22 protein-coding genes are annotated in these 24,983 nt (G+C 64.5%); 16 read left to right on the top strand and 6 right to left on the bottom strand.

The features are described from left to right. From AWB80_RS10985 to AWB80_RS10995, 3 genes are all read right to left on the bottom strand, one after another. A partial coding sequence (locus tag AWB80_RS10985) for a shikimate dehydrogenase family protein (protein ID WP_061174695.1) occupies nucleotides 1-571 on the bottom strand: 571 nt, incomplete at its 3' end. 164 nt (nucleotides 572-735) lie between these two features. Further along, nucleotides 736-2,454 carry a SulP family inorganic anion transporter gene (locus tag AWB80_RS10990; protein WP_061174696.1) on the bottom strand — a complete coding sequence of 573 codons (1,719 nt, stop codon included), beginning with the start codon at nucleotides 2,452-2,454 and terminating at the stop codon, nucleotides 736-738. Between the two features lie 40 nt (nucleotides 2,455-2,494). Next, on the bottom strand, nucleotides 2,495-3,382 hold the full coding sequence (locus AWB80_RS10995) for an NAD-dependent epimerase/dehydratase family protein (RefSeq protein WP_061174697.1): 888 nt from the start codon (nucleotides 3,380-3,382) through the stop codon (nucleotides 2,495-2,497). Between the two features lie 153 nt (nucleotides 3,383-3,535). Between AWB80_RS10995 and AWB80_RS11000 the strand changes: the two genes are divergently transcribed. From AWB80_RS11000 to AWB80_RS11035, 8 genes are all read left to right on the top strand, one after another. Further along, nucleotides 3,536-5,308 (top strand): FAD-dependent oxidoreductase, encoded by a 1,773-nt coding sequence (locus AWB80_RS11000; RefSeq protein WP_061174698.1) that lies wholly within the window; start codon nucleotides 3,536-3,538, stop codon nucleotides 5,306-5,308. Continuing rightward, nucleotides 5,305-7,044, top strand: coding sequence for an FAD-dependent oxidoreductase (locus tag AWB80_RS11005; RefSeq protein WP_061174699.1), 1,740 nt, complete (start codon nucleotides 5,305-5,307; stop codon nucleotides 7,042-7,044). Before AWB80_RS11000 ends, AWB80_RS11005 begins: the two co-directional genes overlap by 4 nt. Then, nucleotides 7,041-7,652, top strand: a complete 612-nt coding sequence (locus AWB80_RS11010) for an NIPSNAP family protein (RefSeq protein WP_061174700.1) — start codon at nucleotides 7,041-7,043, stop codon at nucleotides 7,650-7,652. Before AWB80_RS11005 ends, AWB80_RS11010 begins: the two co-directional genes overlap by 4 nt. Nucleotides 7,653-7,666: 14 nt before the next feature. Next, on the top strand, nucleotides 7,667-8,491 hold the full coding sequence (locus AWB80_RS11015) for a sugar phosphate isomerase/epimerase family protein (protein WP_061174701.1): 825 nt from the start codon (nucleotides 7,667-7,669) through the stop codon (nucleotides 8,489-8,491). Between the two features lie 68 nt (nucleotides 8,492-8,559). After that, a complete protein-coding gene (locus tag AWB80_RS11020; protein ID WP_061174702.1) occupies nucleotides 8,560-9,408 on the top strand; it encodes an IclR family transcriptional regulator in 849 nt (282 codons plus the stop codon). Nucleotides 9,409-9,498: 90 nt separating this feature from the next. Then, a complete protein-coding gene (relB, locus tag AWB80_RS11025; RefSeq protein ID WP_061174703.1) occupies nucleotides 9,499-9,696 on the top strand; it encodes a type II toxin-antitoxin system RelB family antitoxin in 198 nt (65 codons plus the stop codon). Beyond that, entirely contained in the window at nucleotides 9,693-9,977 is a 285-nt protein-coding gene (locus AWB80_RS11030) for a type II toxin-antitoxin system RelE/ParE family toxin (protein ID WP_061174704.1), read from the top strand. The genes relB and AWB80_RS11030 overlap by 4 nt, the downstream gene beginning before the upstream one ends. Before the next feature lie 83 nt (nucleotides 9,978-10,060). Continuing rightward, nucleotides 10,061-11,506: a cytochrome P450 gene (locus AWB80_RS11035; RefSeq protein WP_061174705.1), complete on the top strand. Its 1,446-nt coding sequence runs from the start codon at nucleotides 10,061-10,063 to the stop codon at nucleotides 11,504-11,506. Nucleotides 11,507-11,523: 17 nt separating this feature from the next. Here the strand turns inward: AWB80_RS11035 and AWB80_RS11040 are convergent, their stop codons facing one another. Further along, a complete protein-coding gene (locus AWB80_RS11040) occupies nucleotides 11,524-12,132 on the bottom strand; it encodes a helix-turn-helix domain-containing protein (protein ID WP_061174706.1) in 609 nt (202 codons plus the stop codon). 245 nt (nucleotides 12,133-12,377) lie between these two features. Between AWB80_RS11040 and amaB the strand changes: the two genes are divergently transcribed. The 8 genes from amaB (at nucleotide 12,378) to AWB80_RS11080 (ending at nucleotide 20,755) form a co-directional block, all read left to right on the top strand. Beyond that, entirely contained in the window at nucleotides 12,378-13,877 is a 1,500-nt protein-coding gene (amaB, locus tag AWB80_RS11045) for an L-piperidine-6-carboxylate dehydrogenase (RefSeq protein ID WP_061174707.1), read from the top strand. Nucleotides 13,878-13,884: 7 nt separating this feature from the next. Then, nucleotides 13,885-15,057, top strand: coding sequence for an NAD(P)/FAD-dependent oxidoreductase (locus AWB80_RS11050; protein WP_061174708.1), 1,173 nt, complete (start codon nucleotides 13,885-13,887; stop codon nucleotides 15,055-15,057). A 260-nt stretch (nucleotides 15,058-15,317) separates the two neighbouring features. Beyond that, entirely contained in the window at nucleotides 15,318-15,509 is a 192-nt protein-coding gene (locus tag AWB80_RS11055) for a hypothetical protein (protein WP_061174709.1), read from the top strand. Nucleotides 15,510-15,777: 268 nt separating this feature from the next. Continuing rightward, nucleotides 15,778-16,206, top strand: a complete 429-nt coding sequence (locus tag AWB80_RS11060; RefSeq protein WP_425266843.1) for a PaaI family thioesterase — start codon at nucleotides 15,778-15,780, stop codon at nucleotides 16,204-16,206. A 3-nt stretch (nucleotides 16,207-16,209) separates the two neighbouring features. Continuing rightward, on the top strand, nucleotides 16,210-17,127 hold the full coding sequence (locus AWB80_RS11065) for a LysR family transcriptional regulator (protein ID WP_061174710.1): 918 nt from the start codon (nucleotides 16,210-16,212) through the stop codon (nucleotides 17,125-17,127). 120 nt (nucleotides 17,128-17,247) lie between these two features. Continuing rightward, nucleotides 17,248-18,441 carry a CaiB/BaiF CoA transferase family protein gene (locus AWB80_RS11070; protein ID WP_061174711.1) on the top strand — a complete coding sequence of 398 codons (1,194 nt, stop codon included), beginning with the start codon at nucleotides 17,248-17,250 and terminating at the stop codon, nucleotides 18,439-18,441. Next, nucleotides 18,438-19,385 carry a hydroxymethylglutaryl-CoA lyase gene (locus tag AWB80_RS11075; protein WP_061174712.1) on the top strand — a complete coding sequence of 316 codons (948 nt, stop codon included), beginning with the start codon at nucleotides 18,438-18,440 and terminating at the stop codon, nucleotides 19,383-19,385. The genes AWB80_RS11070 and AWB80_RS11075 overlap by 4 nt, the downstream gene beginning before the upstream one ends. A 32-nt stretch (nucleotides 19,386-19,417) precedes the next feature. After that, the gene (locus AWB80_RS11080) at nucleotides 19,418-20,755 is read left to right on the top strand and encodes an MFS transporter (protein ID WP_061174713.1); all 1,338 of its coding nucleotides are present in this window, start codon (nucleotides 19,418-19,420) and stop codon (nucleotides 20,753-20,755) included. 69 nt (nucleotides 20,756-20,824) lie between these two features. On the opposite strand, the gene AWB80_RS11085 is transcribed toward AWB80_RS11080, so the two are convergent. Continuing rightward, nucleotides 20,825-22,483 (bottom strand): ShlB/FhaC/HecB family hemolysin secretion/activation protein, encoded by a 1,659-nt coding sequence (locus AWB80_RS11085; RefSeq protein ID WP_244206473.1) that lies wholly within the window; start codon nucleotides 22,481-22,483, stop codon nucleotides 20,825-20,827. A gap of 266 nt (nucleotides 22,484-22,749) precedes the next feature. Further along, nucleotides 22,750-24,906 (bottom strand): two-partner secretion domain-containing protein, encoded by a 2,157-nt coding sequence (locus tag AWB80_RS11090; RefSeq protein WP_143328012.1) that lies wholly within the window; start codon nucleotides 24,904-24,906, stop codon nucleotides 22,750-22,752. Nucleotides 24,907-24,983 lie beyond the last annotated feature (77 nt).

Below are 24,983 nucleotides of genomic sequence, written 5' to 3' on the forward strand. Positions count from 1 at the left end.
TCACCGCGCCGCGGCCCAGCGCGGCCAGGCGCGTGGCGAGGGCGCCGGTGCGCGCGGCATCGAAGTCGGCGATCGCGAGCGACGCGACGCCCGCATCGACGAGCGCATGGCCGATCGCCGATCCCGCGCCGCCCGCGCCAATCAGCAGCGCGCGCTTGCCTTTCGGCTCGCAGCCCGCGTCGCGCAACGCCGCGACCATGCCGATGCCGTCCGATGCGCCGCCATGCCACGTACCGTCGGCGTTGCGCTTGAGCATGTTGACCGCGCCGAGAAACGCGCCTTCGTCGGTCAGCGATTTGCAGTGCGCCGTCGCGCTGAACTTGTGCGGCACGGTGATGATCACGCCGTCGCAATTCTGCAAGCGCGCGATGCCTGCGAAGAACGTGTCGAGATCGTCGGGCGCAACGTGCGCCGGAATCACGATCGCGTCGCGGCTCGCCGCGCGCAGCGCCGCCGTGACGCCGGAAGGCGAGCGCACCTGCGCGATCGGGTCGCCGACGATGAAATACACGCGGGTTGCGCCGCTCAAGCCTGCATCGAGCGATGCGGAAAAGGAAGTGTCCTGCGCCATGCTTCGATTGCCTCCGTGAATGTTGATTTGATGAATGCTAATTGAAAATGGAATAGTGTTCAAGAAAATTGAGTTATCGATTGGGAGGCAACTAACCGTCAAATCTTTTGAACTTCACCAAAATCAAGACCGAAAAATGTCCGGCAGCGGAACCCCGCCGCGTCTCACAACGGTTCAGATTCATGCGCGGCCGGGTTCACGCCCGCCGCCGCGAGCGCTTCGTGGAGGGTGTCGAACACATTTTCCGCGCCGAGCACGCGAGTCAATCCGTGCCGATCCATATCGCTGCGCAAAAAGCGGTTGACGCGTCCAAACAGCACCGCAACGCCGCGCCCGCGCAGCGTCTCGATCAATTCGCCTATCGTGCGCGCGGCGGAGTAATCGAGATCGGTGATCGCGCCCGCATCGACGACGACATGGCGCAATCCATCGGCGGCGGTATCGACGAGTTGCTGCACTTCCGCGACGAACAGATGGTCGTTCGCATAAAACAGATCCGCGCCGAAGCGGTAGACGATCAGATCCGGCGCGGTCATCGCGCCTGGCTGCGTCGGCATGAAGCGCCAGGGCTTACCGGGCGCGACGGGCGTGAGCACCATCGTGTGCGGATGATAGCTGTGGCGCACGTGCCGCAGCAGCGACAGCGCGACCGCGAGCAGAATGCCATGCTCCACGCCCATCAGCACGACGGCGCCGGCCGTGACGAGCGCCAGCGTGAACTCGCCCGGGCTTTCCGCGCGGATGTCCTTCAGGCTTTGCACGTTGACGAGGCCGATCGCGATCGTGAACACGATGGCCGCCAGCACGCAATGCGGCAGATAGCGCAGATAGCCGCTCAGAAACAGCAGCACGACCGCGACGACCGCCGCGAAAACGAGTTGTCCGAACTGGCTGCGCGTGCCGGCGCGTTCGGCCATCGCGGTCTGCGTCGGGCTGCCGTTGACGACGAAGGTGCCGCTTATCGCAGCCGCCGCGTTCGCCGCCGCGAGGCCGAGAATGTCGCTGTTGGTGTCCACATCTTCGTGATATTGCTGCGCGAACACGCGCGCTGCCGCCGCGCTCTGCGCGATGATCATCACGAAGCACGACGCCGCCACCGGCATGAGATCGAGACACTGCTGCCAGGTGACATCGGGCAGGCGGATCGCGGGCAGGCCGCCGTCGACCGGACCCAGCACCGCGATGCCGTGCGCGGCGAAATCGAACGCCTTGCTTGCGGCGATGCTGCCGATGACAGCGACGAGCGGCATCGGCAGGCGAGGCGCGAAGCGCTTGCAAGCCAGAATGGCGACGATGACGAGCAACGCGAGCCCGAGCGTCAGTCCATGCGCGCGCGTCACATGCCCGATCACATACACGAACTGCGCGACGCTGCGCGACGACGGATAGGGCACGGCCATGCCGAACAGATCGCCGAGCATCGCGATCGACACCTGCACGCCGACGCCCGCGAGAAAACCCGTCAGCACCGTGCGCGACAGAAAATCGGCCAGAAAGCCGAGCTTGAAAAGACGCGCGAGCAGCAAAAGCGCGGCGGTCTGCAGCGCGACCATGCCCGCGAGCGCGACGTACTCGGGGCTGCCCATCGCGGCCATCGACGAGACCTTGCTCGCGAAGATGGTCGCCGTCGCGGAATCGGCGGCGACGACGAGATGCCGCGACGCCCCGAACAGCGCAAACGCGAGAAGCGGCAGAAACGCGGTGTACAGCCCCGTGACCGCGGGCATGCCGGCGATGCGCGCGTAGCCGAGCACTTGCGGAATGTCCATCGACGCGAGCGAGATGCCGGCGAGCGCATCGCGCAAGGCCGCGCGCCGGTTGATCGGCAGGATGCCTTTGAGAAATCGTGTGCTCGCCGTCGGGCTTCGAGTCGAATCGTGCATGCGTGGCGCCGTGTCCCTGGACAAGCGAATCGTGCCCTATCTACCGATAGAACGCCACGGTTTGCCGCAATCCGTCGATGAGCGGCGTCCTCGGCAGATCGGGCAGCAAGCGGGCGAGCGCGGGATCTTCGGGGAAGGATGTCGCGATGGGCAGGGGCGCGCCCGCCGCGTCGATGCGCGCGTGCGGCGCGATCGTCTTCAGCGTGTCGATGACGCTGTGCATCGGCGTGATATCGCCCGCGAGCGTGAACGCGTGCGCGCCGTCGAAGTTGCGTGCGAGCGCGAATTCGTAGGCCGCGGCGACGTCATCGGCGTAGACGAGGCCGGTCGCGCCGGTGAACGGAATCGTGTACGGCTCGCCGAGCGCGGCCGCGCGGCATGCAAGGCTCGGCCCTGCGCTCGAACCGGTTTCGCGGCCCGCGCCGTACACGACGAGTGGCCGAAAGCCAATGCTCGCGATCCCGTGATCGTGCCAGTACGCGCGCGCCGAGCCTTCGCACGCCAGCTTGAACGCGCCGTAGTGCGTCACGGGATGAGGCGTCGCGCCATCGTCGGGGCCGAAGATGCCGGCGCTGCTCGCATACAGCACCGAGTGCAAACCGCACGCAATGGCCGCATCGAACACGTTCAGCGTGCCCATCAGGTTGATGCGTGCGCCACGCACCGGATCGGCGGCGCAGGCCGGCGTGAGAATGCCGGCGAGATGGATGACGGCGTCGCAGCCGTCGAGCGCGCTCGCGACATCGCGCGCTTCGCCAATATCGCCGATGCGCCATTGCACGTTATCGGCATGCTCGGGCGCGAGCGCGCGCACGAGCCGCCCATCCTCGCGCACATCGAACGCGCGCACTTGCATGCCGCGCGCGAGCAGACGTCGCATCACCCACGCCGCCAGAAATCCGCTTCCGCCTGTCACCAGCACTTGCATGTCCTTACCTCTGTTCGTCTCGAAAATAGTTGATCCACGCTGCGTTTCTGGAATACTATTCCAATATCAAAGCAAGTTCTACAGCAAACACTGATTTCGAATCGTCGGAGGAACGGCGGAGCGAAACGCAACGAAGCGGCACGGAGCGGACGAATGGTGGAGACACTGGACAATCTCGGGCAGAACGAAATTTTCGATGTCGTGGTGGTCGGCGCGGGCGGCGCGGGCATGTCGGCGGCGCTGGTCGCGGCGATCGACGGCGCGCGCGTGCTGCTGGTCGAAGCCACCGAGTATGTCGGCGGCACGACGGCGTTTTCGGCGGGCACGACGTGGATTCCCGGATCGATGCACGCGGCGAGCGTCAATCGCGACGATACCGCCGCGAACGCCGAAGGCTTTCTGAATCGCGCGGTCGGCGAACGCAGCAGCGCCGCGATGCGCCGCGCGTTCCTCGAGGCGGGTCCGCGGGCGGTCGCGCATATCGAAGCGAATTCCGATGTGAAATATCGCGCGCGGCCGTTTCATCCGGATTATTTGTCGGAAGTCGAAGGCTCGACGTTGCGTGGCCGCGCGCTGGAGCCGCTGCCGTTCGACGGCCGCAAGCTCGGCCGCGCGTTCTCGCTGATCCGTCCGCCGCTTCCCGAATTCACCGTGCTCGGCGGCATGATGGTGGACCGCGACGACGTCGGGCATCTGCTCAACATGACGAAGTCCTTCGCGTCGTTCACTCACGCGATGAAGCTGCTCGCGCGTCACGCGCGCGACCGCATGAATTCGCCGCGCGGCACGCGGCTCGTGATGGGCAACGCGCTGATCGGGCGGCTGCTGTACTCGCTGCTGCAGCGCGGCGTCACTATTCTGACGGGCACGAAGGTCGAAGCGCTGCATCGTGGCGCGCACGGCATCGAAGCCGTGACGCTCAGCCACGTCAACGCGCGACGGCGCATTGGCGTGAAAGGCGGCGTGATTCTCGCGAGCGGCGGCTTCAATCGGCATCCGAAACGCCGCGACGCGATGTTGCCCGGCGCCGATCCTGCCTGGTGCCCCGGCGCGCCCGGCCACACCGGCAGCGCGCAGGATCTCGCGCTGGGTGTGGGCGCGCGCTTCGGCGAGGGCGCGCTGTCGAACGCATTCTGGGCGCCGGTCTCGGTACGCAAGCGCGCCGATGGCACGACCGCCGTATTTCCGCACTTCATCATGGATCGCGGCAAGCCGGGCATGATCACCGTCGATAAGACGGGCAGGCGCTTTCTGAACGAGAACACGTCGTATCACCTGTTCGGCATCGCGATGCAGCAGGCGAACAAGTCGGCGCCATCGGTACCCGCGTATCTCGTCACGGATTCCGAAGGACTGCGCAAGTACGGCCTCGGCATGGTGCGTCCGGGCGGCCGTGGCCTCGCGCCTTTCCTCGCCGATGGCTATCTCGTCGAAGGCAGCACGCTCGACGAACTGGCGGCCAGGCTCGGCATCGACAAGGCCGGTCTCGCCGATAGCGTCGCGCGCATCAATCGTTATGCGCAAACCGGCGTCGATGCGGATTTTCAGCGCGGCACGACGGATTATCAAAACGCCAACGGGGACGCCAACTGGACCGGACCGAACAAGTGCCTCGGCCCGATCGGCCAGGCGCCGTTCTATGCGGTGCGGCTCTATCCGGGCGATATCGGCGCGGCGACCGGCCTCGTCGCCGACACCGATGCACGCGTGCTCGATCGCGACGATCAGCCGATCGCCGGTCTGTACGCGTGCGGCAACGACATGCAATCGGTGATGGGCGGCGTCTATCCGGGACCGGGCATCACACTGGGTCCGGGGCTCGCGTTCGGTTATCTGGCGGCCCGGCATGCGGTGGCGCGCGGCAAGACAGCTCACGAAGCGTTCGCGCTGCCCGTCGAACTTCACACGCCCGAGCACGCCAGATGAAGCACGAACCGATTCTCGAATGCGATGTCCTCGTGCTGGGTTCCGGCGCGGGCGGGCTGTCGACGGCCGTGACGGCGGCGACGCAGGGCTTGTCCGTGCTCGTCTGCGAGAAGGAGGACGTGTTCGGCGGCACGACCGCGTGGTCGGGCGGCTGGATGTGGATTCCACGCAATCCGCTCGCGACGCGCGCGGGCATCGTCGAAGATGAAAGCGTGCCGCGCACGTATCTGAAGAGCGAGCTCGGCGCGCACTTCGACGCCGCGAAGGCCGATGCGCTCATCGAGCAGGGTCCGCGCATGATCGAATTCTTCGAGCGCAATACGTCGATGCGCTTCATCGACGGCAACCGCATTCCCGATTTCCACACGACGCAAGGCGCGGCGACGGGCGGCCGCTCCGTCTGCGCGATGCCGTTCGACGGGCGCGCGCTCGGTCCGCTCATCGGCAAATTGCGGCCGCCGCTGGCCGAAGTGACCGTCAAGGGCATGGCGATCGCGTCGGGACAGGATCTCGCACATTTCCTGAACGCGACGCGCAGCGCGAAGTCGGCGTGGCACGTGACGAAGCGCTTCGCCGCGTTCGCGTGGCATCTGCTGCGTTATCGACGCTCGATGCATCTCGTGAACGGCAACGCGCTCGTCGCACGTTTGCTCAAGTCGGCGGCGGATCGTGGCGTCGATCTGCGCACACGCGCGCGCGCCGTGTCGATCACGCGCGAGGCGGATCGCGTGACGGGCGCGCGCGTCGAGATCGAAGGCGTGATGCATGCGGTGCGCGCGCGGCGCGGCGTGGTGCTCGCTTGCGGCGGCTATCCGCACGACGCGGCGCGTCAGGCTGAAACCTTTCCCTACACGCCGCACTGGTCGGCCGCGCCGAAAAGCAATACCGGCGACGGCATTCGCCTCGGCGAAGCGGCCGGCGCGCATTTCGATGCCGCGCTCGAAGCGCCCGCCGCGTGGGCGCCGGTATCGCTCGTGCCGAAGGGCGACGGCGCGCCGGTTGCGTTTCCGCATCTGATCGAGCGCGCGAAGCCGGGCGTGATCGCCGTGACGCGCGCGGGCCGGCGCTTCACCAACGAGGCGTCGTCGTATTACGACTTCATCTCCGCGCTGATCGGCACGACGCCGGCGGGCGAGGAAGCGTGCGCGTGGCTCGTTTGCGATCATCGCTTTCAGCGGCGCTATGGCCTCGGCTTCGCGAAGCCGTTTCCGTTTCCGCTCGGGCCTTATGAACGCTCGGGCTATCTGAAATCCGCGCCGACGCTCGAAGCGCTGGCGCAGCAATGCGGCATCGATGCGCGCGGCCTCGCCGACACCGTCGCCGCGTACAACACCTATGCGAAAGACGGCTTCGATCCGCAATTCCACAAAGGCTCGACGCCCTACAACCGCGTGCAGGGCGATGCATCGCACGGGCCGAATCCGTGTCTCGCGCCGATCGCCGATGGTCCGTTTCACGCGGTGAAGGTCGTGCCGGGCAGCCTCGGCACGTTCGCCGGTTTGTCGACGGATGCGCGCGCCCGCGTGCTCGACGCATCGCGCGCGGCGATTCCCGGCCTCTACGCAATCGGCAACGACGCCGCGAGCATGATGGGCGGACATTACCCCGCCGGCGGCATCACGCTCGGCCCCGCGATGACCTTCGGCTATCTCGCGGGCCTCGAACTGGCCGAACCGGCGCGCGAAAGCAGCATCACGAATCTCTCCAACTTCAAACAGGCAAGGACTTTGCAATGACTCTGTACGACACAGTCACGTTGACGGTGAAGATCGGCGCGAACGCGCAGGTTTTCGAGAACATCAAGGCGAGCGGCGACGCGCCCGGCTCGAAGCTGCTCGGCTGCTGGTATTCGGATATCGGCGCGCTCGGCCGCGTGATGGTGCTGCGCGGCTTCGAATCGGAAGCGGCGCTGATCGGCGAGCGGCGGCGTTTGCTGCTCGAAGGCAATCCGTTCGGCTGCGGCGAATTCATCACCGATGTCGAAGTGAACAGCTACGCGCTCTTCCCGTTCCTGCCGCCGATCGAGCCGGCCGTGCACGGCGGCGTCTACGAGATGCGCGTCTACGGCACCAAGCTCGCGAGCCTGCAACATACGATCGACGCATGGCAGAACGCCGTGCCCGAGCGCACGAAGCGCTCGCCGCTGATCGGCGCGATGTACGCGCTCGACGGCACCGTGCCGCGCTTTCTCAATATCTGGCCGTACCAGAGCGTCGACGAGCGCTCGCGCATTCGCGCCGAAGCCGTGAAGGACGGCATCTGGCCGCCGAAGGGCGGACCGGCGCATCTCACGACGATGGAATCGACCATCTACATGCCCGCGCCGTTCTCGCCGCTGCGCTAACCGGAGACGAATCGATGTCACGACGCAAGCTGTCCCTGTCCGCGCTGACGGTCCTCGAACTGACGCCGCCGCAGATGGTCGAGTGCGCGGCGCAGGCGGGCTACGATTTCGTCGGCCTGAGGCTTCTGCCCGCGACCGACACGGAAGTGCGCCACGAGATCGTCGGCGCGACGTCCCTGAAGCGCGAGACGCTCGCGGTGCTGAAGGACACCGGCATCGGCGTGCTCGATGCCGAAATCCTGCGCCTGAAGCCCGATACGAACGTGGCCGATTACCAGCCGATGCTCGAAACCGCCGCCGAACTGGGCGCGCGCTACGTGCTCGTCGCGGGCAACGATCCCGATGAGGCGCGCACAGCGGACCGGCTCGCGGCGCTCTGCGATCTCGCCAAGCCGTATGGCCTGTCGCCGTCGCTCGAACCGATGCCGTGGACCGATGCGAAGGACATCGTGCAGGGCGCGCGCATCGTGAAGGCGGCGGGGCGGGCGAACACGGGTTTGATCGTCGATCCGATTCATTTCGACCGCGCGGGTTCGTCGACGGATACGCTGCGCGCGTTGCCGCGCGAATGGTTCGGCTACGTGCAGTTCTGCGACGCGCCCGCCGCGCGTCCCGCCGATCTCGACACGCTGCTCTATCAGGCGCGCGCCGAACGGATGATTCCGGGCGAGGGCGGACTCGATCTCGCGGGCATCCTGCGCGCGTTGCCGGACGATCTGCCGTTGTCGATCGAAGTGCCGATGAACGAATGGGCCAAATCGACGAACGCGCTGACCCGCGCGAAGCGTCTGCGCGAAGCGACGCTCGCGGTGGTTCAGGAAACTTACGCCGAACATTGACTCAGGCAGTTGAATTCCGAGGTGGAATCGTGTTCTCATTCCGAATCGGAACTTCCAGAGAATGAAAGATGGCAGGAAATCTTGAGCGCGCGTTGTCGATCATCGAGTTGCTGGCGAAAAACGGCGGGCGCATGCAGCTCGCCGCCATCGCCGACACGCTCAACATTCCGCGCAGCGGCACGCACCGCCTGCTCGCGATGCTGATCGACGAAGGCTATGTGCGGCAGGACGAGGATCATGGCGAGTACATGCTCGCGCTGAAACTCGTGTCGCTCGCGCTCATTTATCTGTCGACGGGCGGCGTGCTCGACGTGTCGCAGCCGGTGCTCGACCGGCTCGCGGCGCAGTCGGGCGAACTGGCGCGGCTGGGTGTGGTCGAGGACGATCACATTACGTTCGTCGGCAAGGCGCAGGGCGCGAAATCGGGGCTGCGCTACGACCCGGACATGGGCAGTCAGCCGCCTTTGCATTGCACGGCGAGCGGGCAGGCCTGGCTGTCGTCGCTGACGGACGAGGAAGCGCTCGAACTCGTGTCGAAGCAGGGCGGTCTCGGCAAGCCCGGCGCGGGCGGGCCGAAGGCGCCGAAGACGATCCAGCAGTTTCTCGCGGATCTGCAGGCGGCGCGCAAGCGTGGCTATGGAATCGCGAGCGAGACTTATGAGGCCGGCATGACGTCGATGGCCGCGCCGATCCATCATCCGGTGACGGGTATCGTCGTGGGCGTGGTCAGTCTCGCCGGACCGACGAGCCGTTTGCCCGAGGCGCGGCTGGAGGCGCTTGCGCCGGCGCTGCTCGAAGCGGCGTCGGATATGGGCGCGGCGACGCTGAGTTCGCCTTATTTCAAGCGCTCGGTGGTGAAAGTCGACGAGGCGGCGGCGCCGTCGGTCAAGAAAGCGAAGAACGTGAACACCGTTTGAGGGCGCGCGCGGGATTAGCCCGAATGGACGAGGCGACGCGGTGGAAACGCCTGCGTTATCATCGTTTTCATCATGAAACGAGAAATTGAAATGCCTACACCGCTCGATCCCATCGTGTCCGAGTTCGCCACCGTCGAAGAAGCGGAAGCTTATGACAAGTGGTTTCGCGAGAAAGTACGCCGTTCGATGGCGGATACGCGGCCGCGCGTTCCGCATGACGAGGTGATGGCCGAGGCGGAAGCGATCATCACGGGTGCCGAGAAACGTCACAAGTCGAGGGCCGCTTGACGCTGCAAGTTGTCTGGACTCAAACCGCGCGCCTCGACCTTCTGGAGATCATTCGATACATCGCTGAACGCAGTCCCGGTGCCGCGCGCACGATCAAGAACGCGATTCAGGCAGCGCCGCAATCCGCCGCAATCGCCCCGTATCTTTACCGCCACGGTCGTATTCCCGGAACGCGCGAAATCGTCGTTCATCCCAATTATGTTGTCATCTACGCGGTCGAGACGGACCGCATCGAAGTGCTCAACGTGCTGCACGCGCGACAGTGCTATCCGTTCGTGTGATCGAAGGGGCGGATTGCAGTCAGGCTGGAGGCTGCTACGCTTGATGTTTCACTTTCACAGATCAAGCCCTCACGAGGCCGATCATGAACGCAGCGTCCGTCAGCGCACCTCTGCGCGAAGTCGATGACTTACCGTCGCCGCGCGGTCTGCCGCTGCTCGGCAATCTGCATCAGTTGCCGCCCGCCACCCACCATCTGACGCTCGAACGCTGGGCCGCCGAACTCGGCACGCCCTACGTATTCCGCTTCGCGACGACACCCGTCACAGTCTGGAACGACATCGAGTTGTCGCACGCGGTATTGCGTGAGCGGCCGCATCGCTATCGCCGCTATGCGCCGATCGAAAACATCCTGAAGGAATTCGGCTGCAATGGGCTCTTTTCGATCGAAGGCGCCGCATGGGAGCCGCAGCGCCGTCTCGTGATGCAGGCGCTCTCGATCCCGCACATCAAGGCGTTCTATCCGACACTCGCCGCGATCACCGAACGCCTGCGCAGCCGTTGGGAACGCGCGGCGCGCAACGGGCGCGTCGTCGACATGACGGATGATCTGAAGCGCTTTACGGTCGATGTGACGAGCGCGCTCGCCTTCGGCGAAGATCCCAATACGCTGGAAAACGAGCGCGTGCTGATCCAGGAACAACTGGCCATGCTCCTGCCGATGCTGATGACGCGCGTGAACGCGCCGTTCGCATACTGGCACTACGTGAAGTTTCCGCGCGATCGGAAGTTTGACGAAGCGATGGCCGATGTGCATCGCCACATCCGCGAGTTGATGTCACGCGCGCGGGCACGGATGCGCGAAGAAGCCGCGCTCGACGCCAGCGAAGCGCCGCCGCGCAACCTGCTCGAAGCGATGCTCGCCTTGCGCGACGCCCCCGGCTCCGGCATCACCGACGACGAAGTCGCCGCCAACGTACTGACGATGCTCGTCGCGGGCGAGGAGACGACGGCGACGAGCATCGCATGGGCGCTGCTCTTTCTCGGCACGGACGACGCCTTGCAGACGCGCCTCGCCGCCGATTCGCGCCGCGCGCTCGGCACTTCGGCCGTGTGCCCGAGCTACGCCGCAATGCGTGAACTGGACTTGTGCGAAGCGGTCTGCACCGAAGCGAGCCGCCTGCATCCGGTCGCGCCGTATCTGTCGTTCGAACCGCTCGAGGAAGTGCGGCTTCAGGGCGTGCGTTTGCCCGCCGGCACGAAGATGTTCATGCTGAACCGTCCCGCGATGATGGACCCGAACAATTACGCCGATCCCGAACGCTACGATCCGGATCGATGGCTGCACGAGCATCGGCAAGCGCAGGCGACCCAGCGCGGGGCGCACGAGCCGCGCGCCTATCTGCAATTCGGCGCGGGTCCGCGCGTGTGTCCGGGGCGGCATCTGGCGGCGGTCGAAATGCGGCTCGTCGTGTCGATGCTCACGGCGAACTTCACCGCGCAACTCGCGACGAATCCCGCCGATATCCACGAAATCTGCACCTTCACCGCCGTGCCGAGCGAAATGCCGATGCGCCTCGCCTTGCGATAGCCGCGCTCAGGCCGCGCTCAGGCTGCCGGCACGTCGCCGCCGGTTGCCATCCACAGCACTTCGGCGTCTTCAACGCTCGTCGAGATGGCCGCGTGGCCGGTGCGGCTGTCGAAGTAGATGCTGTCGCCGGCGTTCAGATGCGTCGGCGCGTAGAGTTCCGAATAGAGGCACACGCTGCCGCTGATCACGTAGAGAAATTCCTCGCCTTCGTGGCGGCCCCAGTCATCGAATGCGTCGAGCGTGTGCGCGGAGATGCGGATGCGAAAGGGCAGCATCGCCTTGTGCGCGAGTTCGGTGGCGAGCAGCTCCATCTGATAACCGCGATAGGCGTGACGCTGACCCTCATCGCGGCGCGTGAGCGCGCGCCGTCCGCTCGCGCTGGGCGCGGGCGCGGTGCCGAACAGTTCGGCCAGGTCGATCTGCAAGCCGCGAACGATTTTCTGCAGCACGTCGAAAGTCGGCGACATCAGTCCGTTCTCGATTTTCGACAACGCCGAACGCGACACGCCGCACATGCGGCTCGCGGTTTCGAGCGTCAGATCGTGCGCGAGCCGCGCGCGTTTCACCCGGCGGCCGAGATCGGCGGCGGACTGATCGGGCGGCTGTTTCGTGGCGAGACTGGACATAGGAAAGTGTTGTGGGAAGCTTTTTTGTTTCCGATCATAACATCGCGCGTGCGGACTGCCGGCATCGCAAACGGACTCGAAACATGCCGAATCTACCGCCACAGAAGGGCGTGCGCATTGGTGACAACCCCGATATCGTCCGCTGTTGTCGGAGGCGACGGCTGCGCGTATAGTCTCCTGACTTACGAAAGTTTCTTATAAGAAACTTCGATCCGTAGAACGAACCCGCTTCGAAGGACATCACCGTGAACGCACAATCGATTCTTACCGACCTCGGCATCGCGAGCCTCGTGTCCGACGGCGATATGACCGTCACATCTCCGATCACCGGCGAAGTCATCGGCCGCGTGAAGCAAAACACCACCGCCGATGTCGACGCCGCGCTCGGCGCCGCGCGCACCGCGTTCGCCGCGTGGCGCAACGTGCCCGCGCCGCGCCGCGGCGAACTCGTGCGTCTGCTCGGCAACCGGCTGCGTGAGAAGAAGGAGGCGCTCGGCCGCCTGGTGTCGCTCGAAGCGGGCAAGATTCTTCAGGAAGGCCTCGGCGAAGTGCAGGAAATGATCGATATCTGCGATTTCGCCGTCGGCCTCTCGCGTCAGTTGTACGGTCTGACGATCGCGTCCGAACGCCCGGGCCATCGCATGGCGGAAACGTGGCATCCGTTCGGCGTGTGCACGATCATCTCGGCGTTCAATTTCCCGGTCGCGGTGTGGTCGTGGAACGCGGCGCTCGCGCTCGTCTGCGGCAACGCGGTCGTGTGGAAGCCGTCCGAGAAAACGCCGCTCACCGCGCTCGCGGTCGATCGCATTCTGCGCGACGTCATCGATGAATTCGGTTCCGCGCCGGCGGGCCTCGCGTCGGTGATCATCGGCGGGCGTGAGGTCGGCGCGGCGCTCGTCGCGGACCGGCGCTCCGATATCGTCAGCGCGACGGGCAGCACGGAAATGGGCCGCAAGGTCGGCGTCGCGGTCGCGCAGCGTTTCGGCCGCTCGATTCTCGAACTCGGCGGCAACAACGCGGGCATCGTCTCGCAGACGGCCAATCGTGATCTCGCGCTGCGCGGCATTCTGTTCTCGGCGGTCGGCACGGCGGGGCAGCGCTGCACGTCGCTGCGGCGTCTGTTCGTGCACGAAAGCATCTACGACGAAACCGTCGCGCGCCTGAAAGATCTTTACGCGAAAGTGCCCGTCGGCAATCCGCTGGAGCAGGGCGTGCTGATGGGCCCGCTCATCGACGTGCAGGCGTTTGCGCGCATGCAGGACGCGCTTGAGCAGGCGAAGGGCGAGGGTGGCAAGGTGTCCGGCGGCGAGCGCGTCGCCGTGAAGGGCCATGAAAACGGCTACTACGTGCGCCCGGCGCTGGTCGAAATGCCGTCGCAAACGGATGTGGTGCTGAAGGAGACCTTCGCGCCGATTCTCTACGTGATGCGCTACGCCGATTTCGATGAAGCCATCGCCGCGAACAACGCCAGCGCGCACGGCCTGTCGTCGTGCGCGTTCACCACCGACCTGCGCGAAGCGGAGCGCTTCCTGTCGGCGTCGGGCAGCGATTGCGGCATCGCGAACGTGAACATCGGGCCGAGCGGGGCGGAAATCGGTGGCGCGTTCGGCGGCGAGAAGGAAACGGGCGGCGGCCGCGAATCGGGCTCCGATGCGTGGAAGGCCTATATGCGTCGCGCGACCAATACGATCAACTATTCGTCGGAATTGCCGCTGGCGCAGGGCATCGACTTCAATCTGAACTGAGGGTGACGTGACTTCCAGCGTTGTCATCGTCGGTGGCGGGGTGATCGGCAGTTCGGTCGCGTATTTTCTGCGCGCGTCGGACCCAACGGTGCAGGTGACGGTGATCGAGCGCGATCCGACTTACGCGCGTTCGTCGTCGGCGCTGTCGGCGGCGTCGATCCGGCAGCAGTTCTCGACGCCGCTTTCCGTGCGCATGTCGCTGTTCGGCATCGACTTTCTGCGTTCGATCGGCGAGCGGCTCGAAGTCAATGGCGAGCGACCGTCGATCGATCTGCACGAAGGCGGCTATCTGTTCCTCGCGACGCCAGCCGGCGCGGACACGCTGCGTGAAAACCACGCGCTGCAACGCGAACTCGGCGCGGACATCAGCCTGCTCGATCCCGCTCAACTGCGCGCGCGCTTTCCGTGGCTCAACACGGAAGACCTCGCGGCGGGCGCGTTCGGCGAAAGCGGCGAAGGCTGGTTCGATGGCTACGGTCTCGTGCAGGCGTTGCGGCGCAAGGCGCAGTCGCTCGGCGCGCGCTATGTGCCGACGGAAGTGGTCGGCATCGAGCGCGAAGCGCATCGTGCGACGGCCGTGCGCGCGGCCAACGGCGAAACCTATGCGTGCGATGTCGTCGTGAACGCGGCGGGCGCGTGGTCGCGCGGCGTCGCGGCGATGCTCGGCATCGACATTCCGGTTTATGCGCGGCGGCGCAGCATCTTCAACGTGTCGTCGCCGGCGAAGCTCGAACGCGCGCCGTTGCTGATCGATCCGAGCGGCGTCTATTTCCGGCCCGAGGGGCGCACGTATCTATGCGGCACGTCGCCCTCGGCGGATCACGATCCCGACGACCTGCCGCTCGACGAAGTCGACCACGCGCTCTTCGACGACGTGATCTGGCCGACGCTCGCGCATCGCGTGCCGGCGTTCGAAGCGCTGCGTGTCGAGCGCTGCTGGTCTGGTTATTACGAGTACAACGTGCTCGACCAGAACGCGATCATCGGCTGTCATCCCGACATCGATAATTGCATTTTCGCGAATGGATTCAGCGGACACGGCCTGCAACAAGGTCCGGCGACGGGGCGCGGCGTGAGCGAACTGATTTTGCGTGGACGTTACGAAACGCTGGATTTATCGCTGCTCGACTGGACGCGTGTATTGGAAGGGCGGCCTATCGTCGAAAAGAATGTCGTATAACTGTTAGAAGACTCGGGAAAGCAAGTCTCCATAATCGATCATTTAAGTCGGCCCGGTTTCGTACCGGGCATTTTTTTGGCTACGATACAGATAAGCGGTTTGACACCGGTCTGGTTTGCGTTTCGAACGGGCATTCTTATCATCATCGCCATGCGATGGGGCTGCGTCCATCAATGAAATCCACTAGGGCCAGCCGCCTTGAACAGGCGCATTCTGGAACCATCAGACGCTTTTCGCGCTTCAACCGATAGGAGACGAACATGGAAGCCAGTACGAGCGCGCACTTTTACGCCTGGATCGACGACGGCGAAATCCCGCCGGACACGAGCGTGCATGTATCGCACCGTTCCAGCCAGGTATCCGCCGCGCCGGAATATGTCGCCGAGATTTGCGGGCGTTTTGGAAAAACCGAGGAGGAAAAAAACTCCTGTGTAATTCGCGGATATAACTGACGCACTAACGCAGTGTTGCGCGCGTGACACGGTTTGTCACGGCACGCTTAAAACGCATGCAAATAGGCGCATTACGCGATTCATGACGAGATTTCATGAAACGCGTAATGCCGGTGATTTTGACCGGCTTTGTAAATGTTGTGTGCGTTATCAAACGCAAATGCGTTGTTAATCGGCATTTCGCAAAACAAGCCCGCCCCGCGCGGGTTTTTTCATGTATGACGCACGTTTCGCCATCCTTGCTTCTCTCGGCAGCCCACGCGCGCCGATGGCACAATCGCTCGCTGACGCAGGCAAATCAGGAGCCAAGGTGGCGAATCTGGATCTGGACAATCCGTTTCTCGAAGCGCTCGGCGCGAGCTTCACGGAATGGCGCGCGGGCTATGCCGAATTCCTGACGCCGATCCACGCGGGGCATCTGAACCGTCAGCGCATCCTGCAAGGTGGCGCGATCGCCACGCTGCTCGACGCGGCTTGCGGCTACGCGGGTCTTTTCACGACGGGCGCTACGCCCGTGCATGGTTTCACGCTCTCGCTCACCGTGAACTATCTCGATCGCGGCATCGGCGACAAGGTCGTCGCGAAAGGTTTTCTGGAGCGGCAGGGGCGCTCCGTGTACTTCGCGCGTGGCGAGGCGTGGGTCGACGATCGCGTGATGATCGCGAGCGCGCAGGGCACGTTCAAGTACGCGCGCTGAGCGATGGCCACGCGAAATCTCCTCAGACGCCTCGATCTCACGACGCTGCAGCTCTTTCTCGCCGTGTTCGAGGAAGGCACGCTGACGCGCGCAGCGGAACGCGAAGCGATCGCGGTATCGGCGGCGAGCAAGCGGCTGCTGGAACTGGAGCAGGCCGTGGGCGCCGTGCTGTTCGAGCGCAAGGCGCGCGGCATGGCGTTGACGCCGGCGGGCGAAACGCTGCTGCATCACGCGCGGCGCGTGTTGCGCGATGTCGAGAACATCGGCATCGAGCTGGCGGAGCATGCGAGCGGCGTGCGCGGCTATGTGCGGATGATGGCGAACCTGTCGGCGATCGTCGAATTCCTGCCGGAAGACCTGCGCGCGTTTCTTTCCGTGCACGATCTGATCAAGATCGATCTGGAGGAGCGGCCGAGCGGTGGCATCGTGGAGGGCGTGGCGGACAGTCTCGTCGATCTCGGCATCTGCTCGGGCGACGCCGATACGCGCGGTCTCGAAACGGCGCACTACCGGCACGACCGGCTTTGCATCGTGACACCGGGCGATCATCCGCTCGCGCATCGCGAGAGTGTAGCGTTCGCGGAGACGCTCGAATTCGATCACATCGGCCTGCATTCGGCGAGCTCGATCAACATGCGCACGCATCTCGCGGCCCGGCAGGCGGGGCGCGCGTTGCGGCTGCGTATCCATGTGCCGGGATTCGATGCCGTCTGCCGGATGGTGCAGGCGGGGATGGGGGTCGGCGTGCTGCCGCTGCAGGTGTTCGAGGCGATGGGGCGTCAGTTGGGGCTTGCCGCCGTGCCGCTCGATGAGGAATGGGCCGCGCGCAGTCTCGTGATCGTGGTGCGCGATTCGGATGCGCTTTCGCCTGTGAGCCGACTGTTGTTCGATCATTTGCGGACTATCGAAGCACGCACCTAGCTCTCAGCTGTTCGACGAGCGTTCGCGTTTCACGAACGATCCTTGCCGAAATGCGGTTGGACGCACCCCAGCGTTCGCCAATAAGCTTGTTTCCACGATACTTAGACGGAGACAAGCAACATGAGCGGACCCCTTCAAGGCATTCGCGTCATCGAAATCGGCACCCTCATCGCCGCGCCTTTCGCCGCGCGCATGCTGGCCGAGTTCGGCGCGGAAGTCATCAAGATCGAAACGCCCAACGGCGGCGACCCGTTGCGCAAATGGCGCAAGCTCCACGAGGGCACCTCGCTCTGGTGGTATCTGCAATCGCGCAACAAGAAGTCGGTCTGCGTGAACCTCAAGTCTCGGCAAGGCGCGGACGTCATCAAGCGTCTCGCCGCGGACGCCGACATCGTCATCGAAAACATGCGCCCCGGCGCGCTCGAAAAGCTCGGGCTCGGCTGGGACGTGCTGCACGTGATCAATCCGAAGCTCACGATGGTCCGCATCTCCGGTTACGGTCAGACCGGCCCGTACCGCGATCGTCCGGGCTTCGGCGCGATCGGCGAGGCGATGGGCGGCATCCGCTACACGACCGGCGACGCCGAAGGACTGCCCGCGCGCGTCGGCGTGAGTCTCGGCGATTCGCTGGCGTCGCTGCATGGCGTGATCGGTGCGCTGATGTCGGTGCTGCGCGTGAAGACCGGACAGGGCGATGGCCAGGTGGTCGACGTGTCGCTCGTCGAAAGCGTCTTCAACCTGATGGAAAGCCTCGTGCCCGAATACGACCTGCTCGGTCACGTGCGCGAGCGCAGCGGCGGGGCGCTGCCGGGCATCGCGCCATCGAACACGTATCGCACGGAAGACGGCGGGTTCGTGGTGATTGCGGGCAATAGCGACCCGATCTACAAGCGCCTGATGAACCTGATCGGCCGCGCCGACCTCGCCGACGATCCCGCGCTCGCCCACAACGACGGCCGCGTGAAGCAGAGCGCGATGCTCGACGAAGCGATCACCGCATGGACCTCGCATCACGCGATGGACGACGTGCTCGCGATCCTCGAGCGCGAGGAAGTGCCGTCGGGGCGCATCTACTCGGTCGCGGACATCGTCGACGATGCGCATTATCAAGCGCGCGACATGCTGCTGCAGGCGGATTTGCCGGGCGGCGCGACGGTGAAGATGCCGGGCATCGTGCCGAAGCTCTCCGACACGCCCGGCGAAGTGCGCTGGCAAGGTCCGGCGCTCGGCGAGCACACGCAAGCGGTGCTCGAATCCCTCGGCTTTAACGCCGATGAAGTGCAACGGCTGCGTGCCGAAGGAGCCGTGCAATGAGTGACGCATACAGCGAAGCGCTGATCGTTCAGGAAGTCGCGCCGCGCGACGGCTTGCAGATCGAAAAGCAATGGGTCGAGACGGAAGACAAGATCGCGCTGATCGACGGCCTCTCGGCGTGCGGCTTCACGCGCATCGAGGCGGGCTCGTTCGTATCGCCCAAGGCGATTCCCGCGCTGCGCGACGGCGATGCGGTGTTCAACGGCATCCGGCGCGGCCAGGGCGTGATCTATGTCGCGCTCGTGCCGAACGTGAAGGGCGCCGAACGCGCGCTCGCCGCCAGCGCCGACGAACTGAACCTCGTGATGTCCGCTAGCCAGACGCACAACCGCGCCAACATGCGGATGAGCTGTGAGTCGTCGCTGGCCGGTTTCGGCGATATCGTGCGGCTCGTTCAGGGCGCGCCGTATCCGGTTTCGCTGAACGCAACCGTCGCCACGGCGTTCGGCTGTCCGTTCGAAGGGCGCATCGACGAGGATCGTGTGGTGTCGATCGCGCGGACCTATCGCGAGATGGGCATCGCCGGCATCACGCTCGCCGATACGACCGGCATGGCGAATCCGCGTCAGGTCGCGAGACTCGTCGCGCGCGTGCTCGAATACGTGCCATCCACTGACCTGACGCTGCATTTCCACAATACGCGCGGCCTCGGTCTCGCCAACGTGCTCGCCGCCTACGACGCAGGCGCTCGCCGCTTCGACGCCGCGCTCGGCGGTCTCGGCGGCTGTCCGTTCGCGCCGGGCGCATCGGGAAATATCTGTACCGAAGACCTCGTGAACCTGTGCGATGAGATGGGCATTCCGACGGGCGTCGATCTGCAGAAGCTGATCGCGCTGTCGCGCACGTTGCCCGCGCTCGTCGGACATGAGGTGTCGGGACAAGTCGCGAAGGCGGGACGCAATTGCGATCTGCATCCGGCGCCCGAGTACGCGCGCGCCATCTGAATCACAGACCAGAACAATTATCGGAGACAACCATGAGCGATCTAAGCGTAGGCACGGCAGACAAGCCGCAGACTTTCCAGAACACCGCGGACATCATTCGCAAGGTGGCGTGGCGGCTGATGCCGCTCATCATGCTGTGCTATCTCTTTGCGTTCTTCGACCGCATCAACATCAGCTTCGCGAAGTTTCAGCTACAAAGCTCGCTCGGCTTTTCCGACACGGCCTACGGCCTCGGCGCGAGCCTTTTCGTGATCGGTTATGTGATCTTCGAAGTGCCGAGCAACATGCTGCTGTACAAGGTCGGCGCGCGCCGCTGGATCGCGCGCATCATGATTTCGTGGGGCATCGCGACCGCGCTGATGGTCTTCGTGCAGACGGAATGGCAGTTCTACGGGCTGCGCTTCATCATCGGCGCGATGGAAGCGGGTTTCGCACCCGGCGTGCTGTATTACTTGACGCTGTGGTTCCCGGCGAGCTATCGCGGACGCATCACGTCGCTGCTGTTTCTCGCTTCGGCGTTCTCGGGACTCGTGGGCGCTCCCATTTCCGGTCTCGTGCTCGGTCATATGAACGGCGTGTTCGGCATTGCAGGCTGGCACTGGCTGTTCCTGCTCGGCGGCCTGCCGTGCATAGTGCTCGGCGTGCTGGTGCTGAAAGTGCTGAAGGACCGCATCGATGACGCCGCGTGGCTCACGGGCGCCGAGAAGACGTATCTGAAGAGCCAGATCTCGACGCAAAGCCAGCACACGGACACGGGCCATTCGCTGTTCGGCGCGATCAAGACGCCCGGCTTCCTGATGCTCGGCCTGATCTACTTCCTGATTCAGATCGCGTCGTACGGCCTGAACTTCTGGGCGCCGCATCTGATCCGCGCGGCGGGCACGCAGAATCCGACGATTATCGGTTTGCTGACGGCGGTGCCGTATATCTGCGGTGCGATCTGCATGGTGGTGGTCGGCCGCATGTCGGACCGTTCGGGCGAGCGTCGCAAGTTCGTCGCGACGCTGCTCGTAATGGCGGCGGTCGGCTTCTTCGCGGCGGGCATCTTCGACAAGCAGACCACGCTGCTCATCGCCGCGCTCGGCGTGATGGGCGCGGGCGTGATCGCATCGATCCCGGCGTTCTGGGCGTTGCCGCCGAAGCTGCTGACCGGCGCGGGCGCGGCGGGCGGCATCGCGCTGATCAACACGCTGGGGCAACTGGGCGGCATCGTCAGCCCGGTGATGGTGGGCCGCATTCGCGACACGATGGGCAGCACGACGCCCGCGCTGTATGCGATCGGCGCGATGAGCGTGGTGTGTGCGCTGTTGTTGCTGTTCGGGTTGCCCGAGACGCTGCGGCAAAAGGATCACTCGGAGCGAGGTGCGTGATCGACGGTCAGCCGTTGCGATGAGCCGGACGGCACGGTTTGTCCGATCATGTCCGTGCCGTGAGGCAGCTCAACCCGTCACGGACAGGGTGAACCAGAACTGATGGCCAGCACTGTTTTCGAGCGGCCGTCCCGCCCGGATCGCGTAGCTGATCTGGGCGGCGATGTGCTTGCCGCTATAACTCGCGCCGACGCCATAGCCTTGCAGGCGGACTGAGCCTCCCGAGAACATGCCGTCGTCGCGCACTCTGCCTCGGGCGTCATCGTAAAAGGCCTGCAAGGCGGCGCCCGGCAAGACGCGAAGGTACTTGCTCGCGGAAATGGACATGATGATTCCGTCATCGACGGCAGCGGCGTTCTGGTCGTAAGCGCGCACCGCCGTCGGTCCACCGAGCCCAAGACGCTGGGAACCGTCCAGGCTGCGACTGGCCCACTGGCCGCGCGCGGAAACCATGAGCTGGATCGTCGGCGTGATGGACTGAATGTACGAGACAGCCGGCTCGAATTTGGCGAAATTGAAGCTGCGGCTGTCGAGCAGGGAATCGCTGCTGGTGTAGTCGAATTCTTTCTGTTTTGTGTTTCCGCCGCTGAGCGCCGCGCTGTACTGCGTCAGATTGCGGCGCGCGAGCCAGCTGCCGGCCAGACTGCCGTCGGCGCGCACGGAGGCCACGAGGCCGCGCTGCTGACTCTCCAGCACGTTGTCGAACCGATCGTCGGTAGAGCGTCGCGCCTCGATGCTCGCGCCGACATCGAGCGTGGCGCCGGCCGAGCGGATCATGGGATAGGTGCCGTAGAGGCTGACGACATCGGCATTGCCCGAGCCGAGGCCCGCAAATGCTTCGCCGAGCCGGTAGTCCACGTGCGAATAGGAAAGGCCGGCGCGGCTTGCACCCACGCCGGTCAGCATGTCGTAGGACAGGCGGCCAAGGCGCGTGCGGCCATTCTCGCCTGCACGCGTCTGCATGAAGCGTGGCGTGCCGAGCACGATGGCCTGCAACTGGTCGCCGAGTCCCAGCAGATTGTTGGCGCCGCCGGAGAAGACGAGCCGGCGCCAGCCGGCTTGCTTCGAGCCCGCGTTGTCGACCGTTGCGGCGGCATAGAAACGGTCGGCCGGTGTGACATCGACGTCGACGATCGTGCCGCCCGGCGTGGTGCCCGTCGAGAGCGCGGAGGAGACCGTGCCGACGCCGGGAATGCCATCGACGAAGCGCATGTTGCGCTCGATCTCGCGCAAGGTCGGCGTGGCGCTGCTCGTGCTTCCCAGGATGCTTTCAAGGCGCTTCGTGGAGACGCGCGACTGGTTCCTGACATCGATCGACTCGACGTGACCGCGCACGATCTCGAAGCGCACGACGCCGCCCTTGACCGTTTGCGGCGGCAGCACGACGCGTACGAGCGAGTCGCCGCCGTTGTAAAGCACGGCCGTCAGCGCATCGCGCAACGCCTGCAATTGCACGAGTGTGACTTCGCGGTCACGCCACGGCGCAAGGAACGCGTCGACCCGCTGGCGCTCCGCCTCCGATAGCGCGCCCGCGAATTCGAAATCGCTGACGGTGAAGACGAATGCGCCGTCGGCCGAAGGGGGCGGGGCGGTCGTGGAGGAGGGCTGGAGCCCGGTCGTGCTGTCGGCGCCAGGCTCCGTGCCGATGCCTCGCGTGATATCGGCGTTCTGTCTCAGCAGAGTGCCCGCATTGACGGGCTCGACGGCTTGCGCGTGCGTGTGCCACACGATTGCGCCGATGAGCGGCAGGCATACGGAACCGACATGCCGACGAAGGGGCCGAAAACGGTTGGAGACTTTCAAGATGCAATGCGATGAGGTGGTGTCGGTGGACGCGATCGAACGCGTGCCACGGAGATGAGAAAGGAAGTGACTGCAAACAAAAGGGGAGGCGATATTCGCCTCCCCCTTCGCCTTGCGGTCCGGCTGGCTTGACTATCGAGCGCAACGGCCGATGTGATGGGCTATGCCCGGTCCGTCACGCTCGAGCCCGTTCAGAGCGGGGTCGTGGCCACGTAACCGACCGTGTTGCCCGCCAGGTTCTGCGTGTCCTCCGGAACCAGGATCACGGGCGCCTTCAACTTGCCGTTGACCTGCGTGGTCACGGCAGGCATCGCTACCGCGTCGCCGTACGTGTTACGGACGGCATCCGGGTTGAAGTTGATCGCGATCTCGCGGCCTGCCGTGATGTCGCCGACAGACGCGGTGAACGAATCCAGTTGGACGTCAAAGGCCGCCTTCGTTTTAGCAAGCGCGGTCTGAGTGAGCGCGCCGTCGGCGTGCAACGCAACGCTGCCCTCGTCGCTCACGATCTTGCCGTTCTGGGTGATGGAACCGCCGGAGAATCCCCACGTTCCGCCATCGGTCACGTAGACGCACGAGGTCGACACATCGCACTCAGCCTGCTTGCCAATTGCATAGACGTTGACGTCGTTCTTCGCCTTCACATCGCCGTTCAATGTGAAATCACCGCCAACGATATCCACGGAGTCGCCTCTGATGTTTCCGTTCGTGACGGCGTTATCGGCAGTGATGAGGATTCTCCCGCCGTTGATGTCTGCCGTCTTGAGGGAGTTCGCTAAGACGCCTACCTCGTAGTCGCCTTTCACTGTGCCGCCCAACGTAACATCGCCACCCGTGACGTAGACCTGGCTGCCGTTAAGGTTCGCCGCCACGATCTTCCCGTCACCTTCACCGCCGGGAAGCGCGATGAGGGACAAAAGGCTCTTTGCGGTCGTCTTCACGCCATCCGCTTGAAAGATGTTCCGCCCACCCAAAATAACGCCGTCCCCTGACAGGTTCGCGTTCTGGATGAGGTCACCCGAGCCGTCCCAACCTGCGCCGACTGACAGCACATTGGCTGCCTTGATCGGAGCATTGATCGTGACATCGTGGTTTCCGCCGAGGTTGATGTTGGTCCCACTGATGAGATCGTTGACCGTGATGTTATTACCGTAGACATCCAGCAGGCCATATCCACCGGCATTCACGCGACCATTCAGCAGAACATCTCCGCTCTGCGTGAAGATCCGCACTGCGCCTTGCGACGAGTTCAGCGTTGCGTTGCTTGCGACTGTGATGCCGTGCGAGTTGTCCATCCCGTAAGAGCTATACCCGCTGGTCCCGTCCAAATATGGAGGGACTTTGAACAGCGGCTCCGATACGATCGAGATATCGCCATCCGCCGTTACGCGGCCGCCGACGCTGATATTGCCATCTTGTTGCGAATTCAGGATGACGGATCCGCCTTCGCCGCTTTCCGCCCGGGTCGCCTCGAGCTTTCCGGTGTTTTTCACCACCGTTGCAAGCACGGCGCCCGTGGCCGCGGCACTGAGTTCGACGTTGCCGCCCCGCACGGAGATATCGCCGTAGTTGGCGGCCAACGCATTGCGCGCCGCCCGACCGACACTGACCTTGAATCCGGAACCGGCGGTCTCCATCGCCATGCCGTCTGCCGCGCCGAGCGTGACGTCCTTCGCGCGAATCGTGCCGCGGTTGATCGCCTGACTGCCGAGCAGGGCGACGGTTTCAGTCGCGTGAATGTCACCTTCGTTGGAAACGACGCCGTTGCCGCCGATACCGTCAAGGACTAGAGCCCGCGCGCCGTTGGCGCCGTACAGCTTGCCGCCTTCCATGAACTGCTTGTCGTCGGTATCCAGCGTGGATGCCACCAGACTGCCGACATCCACCTTCGCGGTCTTGCCGAACATCACGCCGGACGGATTGACGACGAACACGCGCCCGTTCGCGGTGAGGGCGCCGTTGATCTGCGTCGGATCCGAGGACGTGACGCGGTTCAGCACAGCGGAACTCGCGGTGGGCTGATTGAACGTCACGGACTGGTTCTTCGCGATGTCGAAATTTTTCCAGTTGACGACCATCTTGTCGCTCTGTTGCGAGATGGTCGTATTGCCGGCGTTAGTGCTGATGCTGCCGGTGCCCGCCGCCACCACGCCGCCTTGCACCGCCAGAGCGCTGCCCGAGTAACCGATGACCGCGGCCAGCAGGGAGGGGATCACCGCGAGACGGAAAACCTGTCGCCGATTCGATTTCTTTCGATCTTCCAAATGTTTTTCGTTATGGTTCATAGTGATATTAAGAATAACGATGTTTTCAGAGGCCTCTTGCAGAACGCCTTTTGGTCCTTTCACTTCAATATTCCGCGCGGCAATTCTGCAAGCGGCATGAAAGATTTTAGGTGGAGCGCGATTGATCTTTGTCTGGAAAC

The organism is Caballeronia pedi (assembly GCF_001544915.2).
GTDB classification, from domain to species: Bacteria; Pseudomonadota; Gammaproteobacteria; order Burkholderiales; family Burkholderiaceae; genus Caballeronia; species Caballeronia pedi.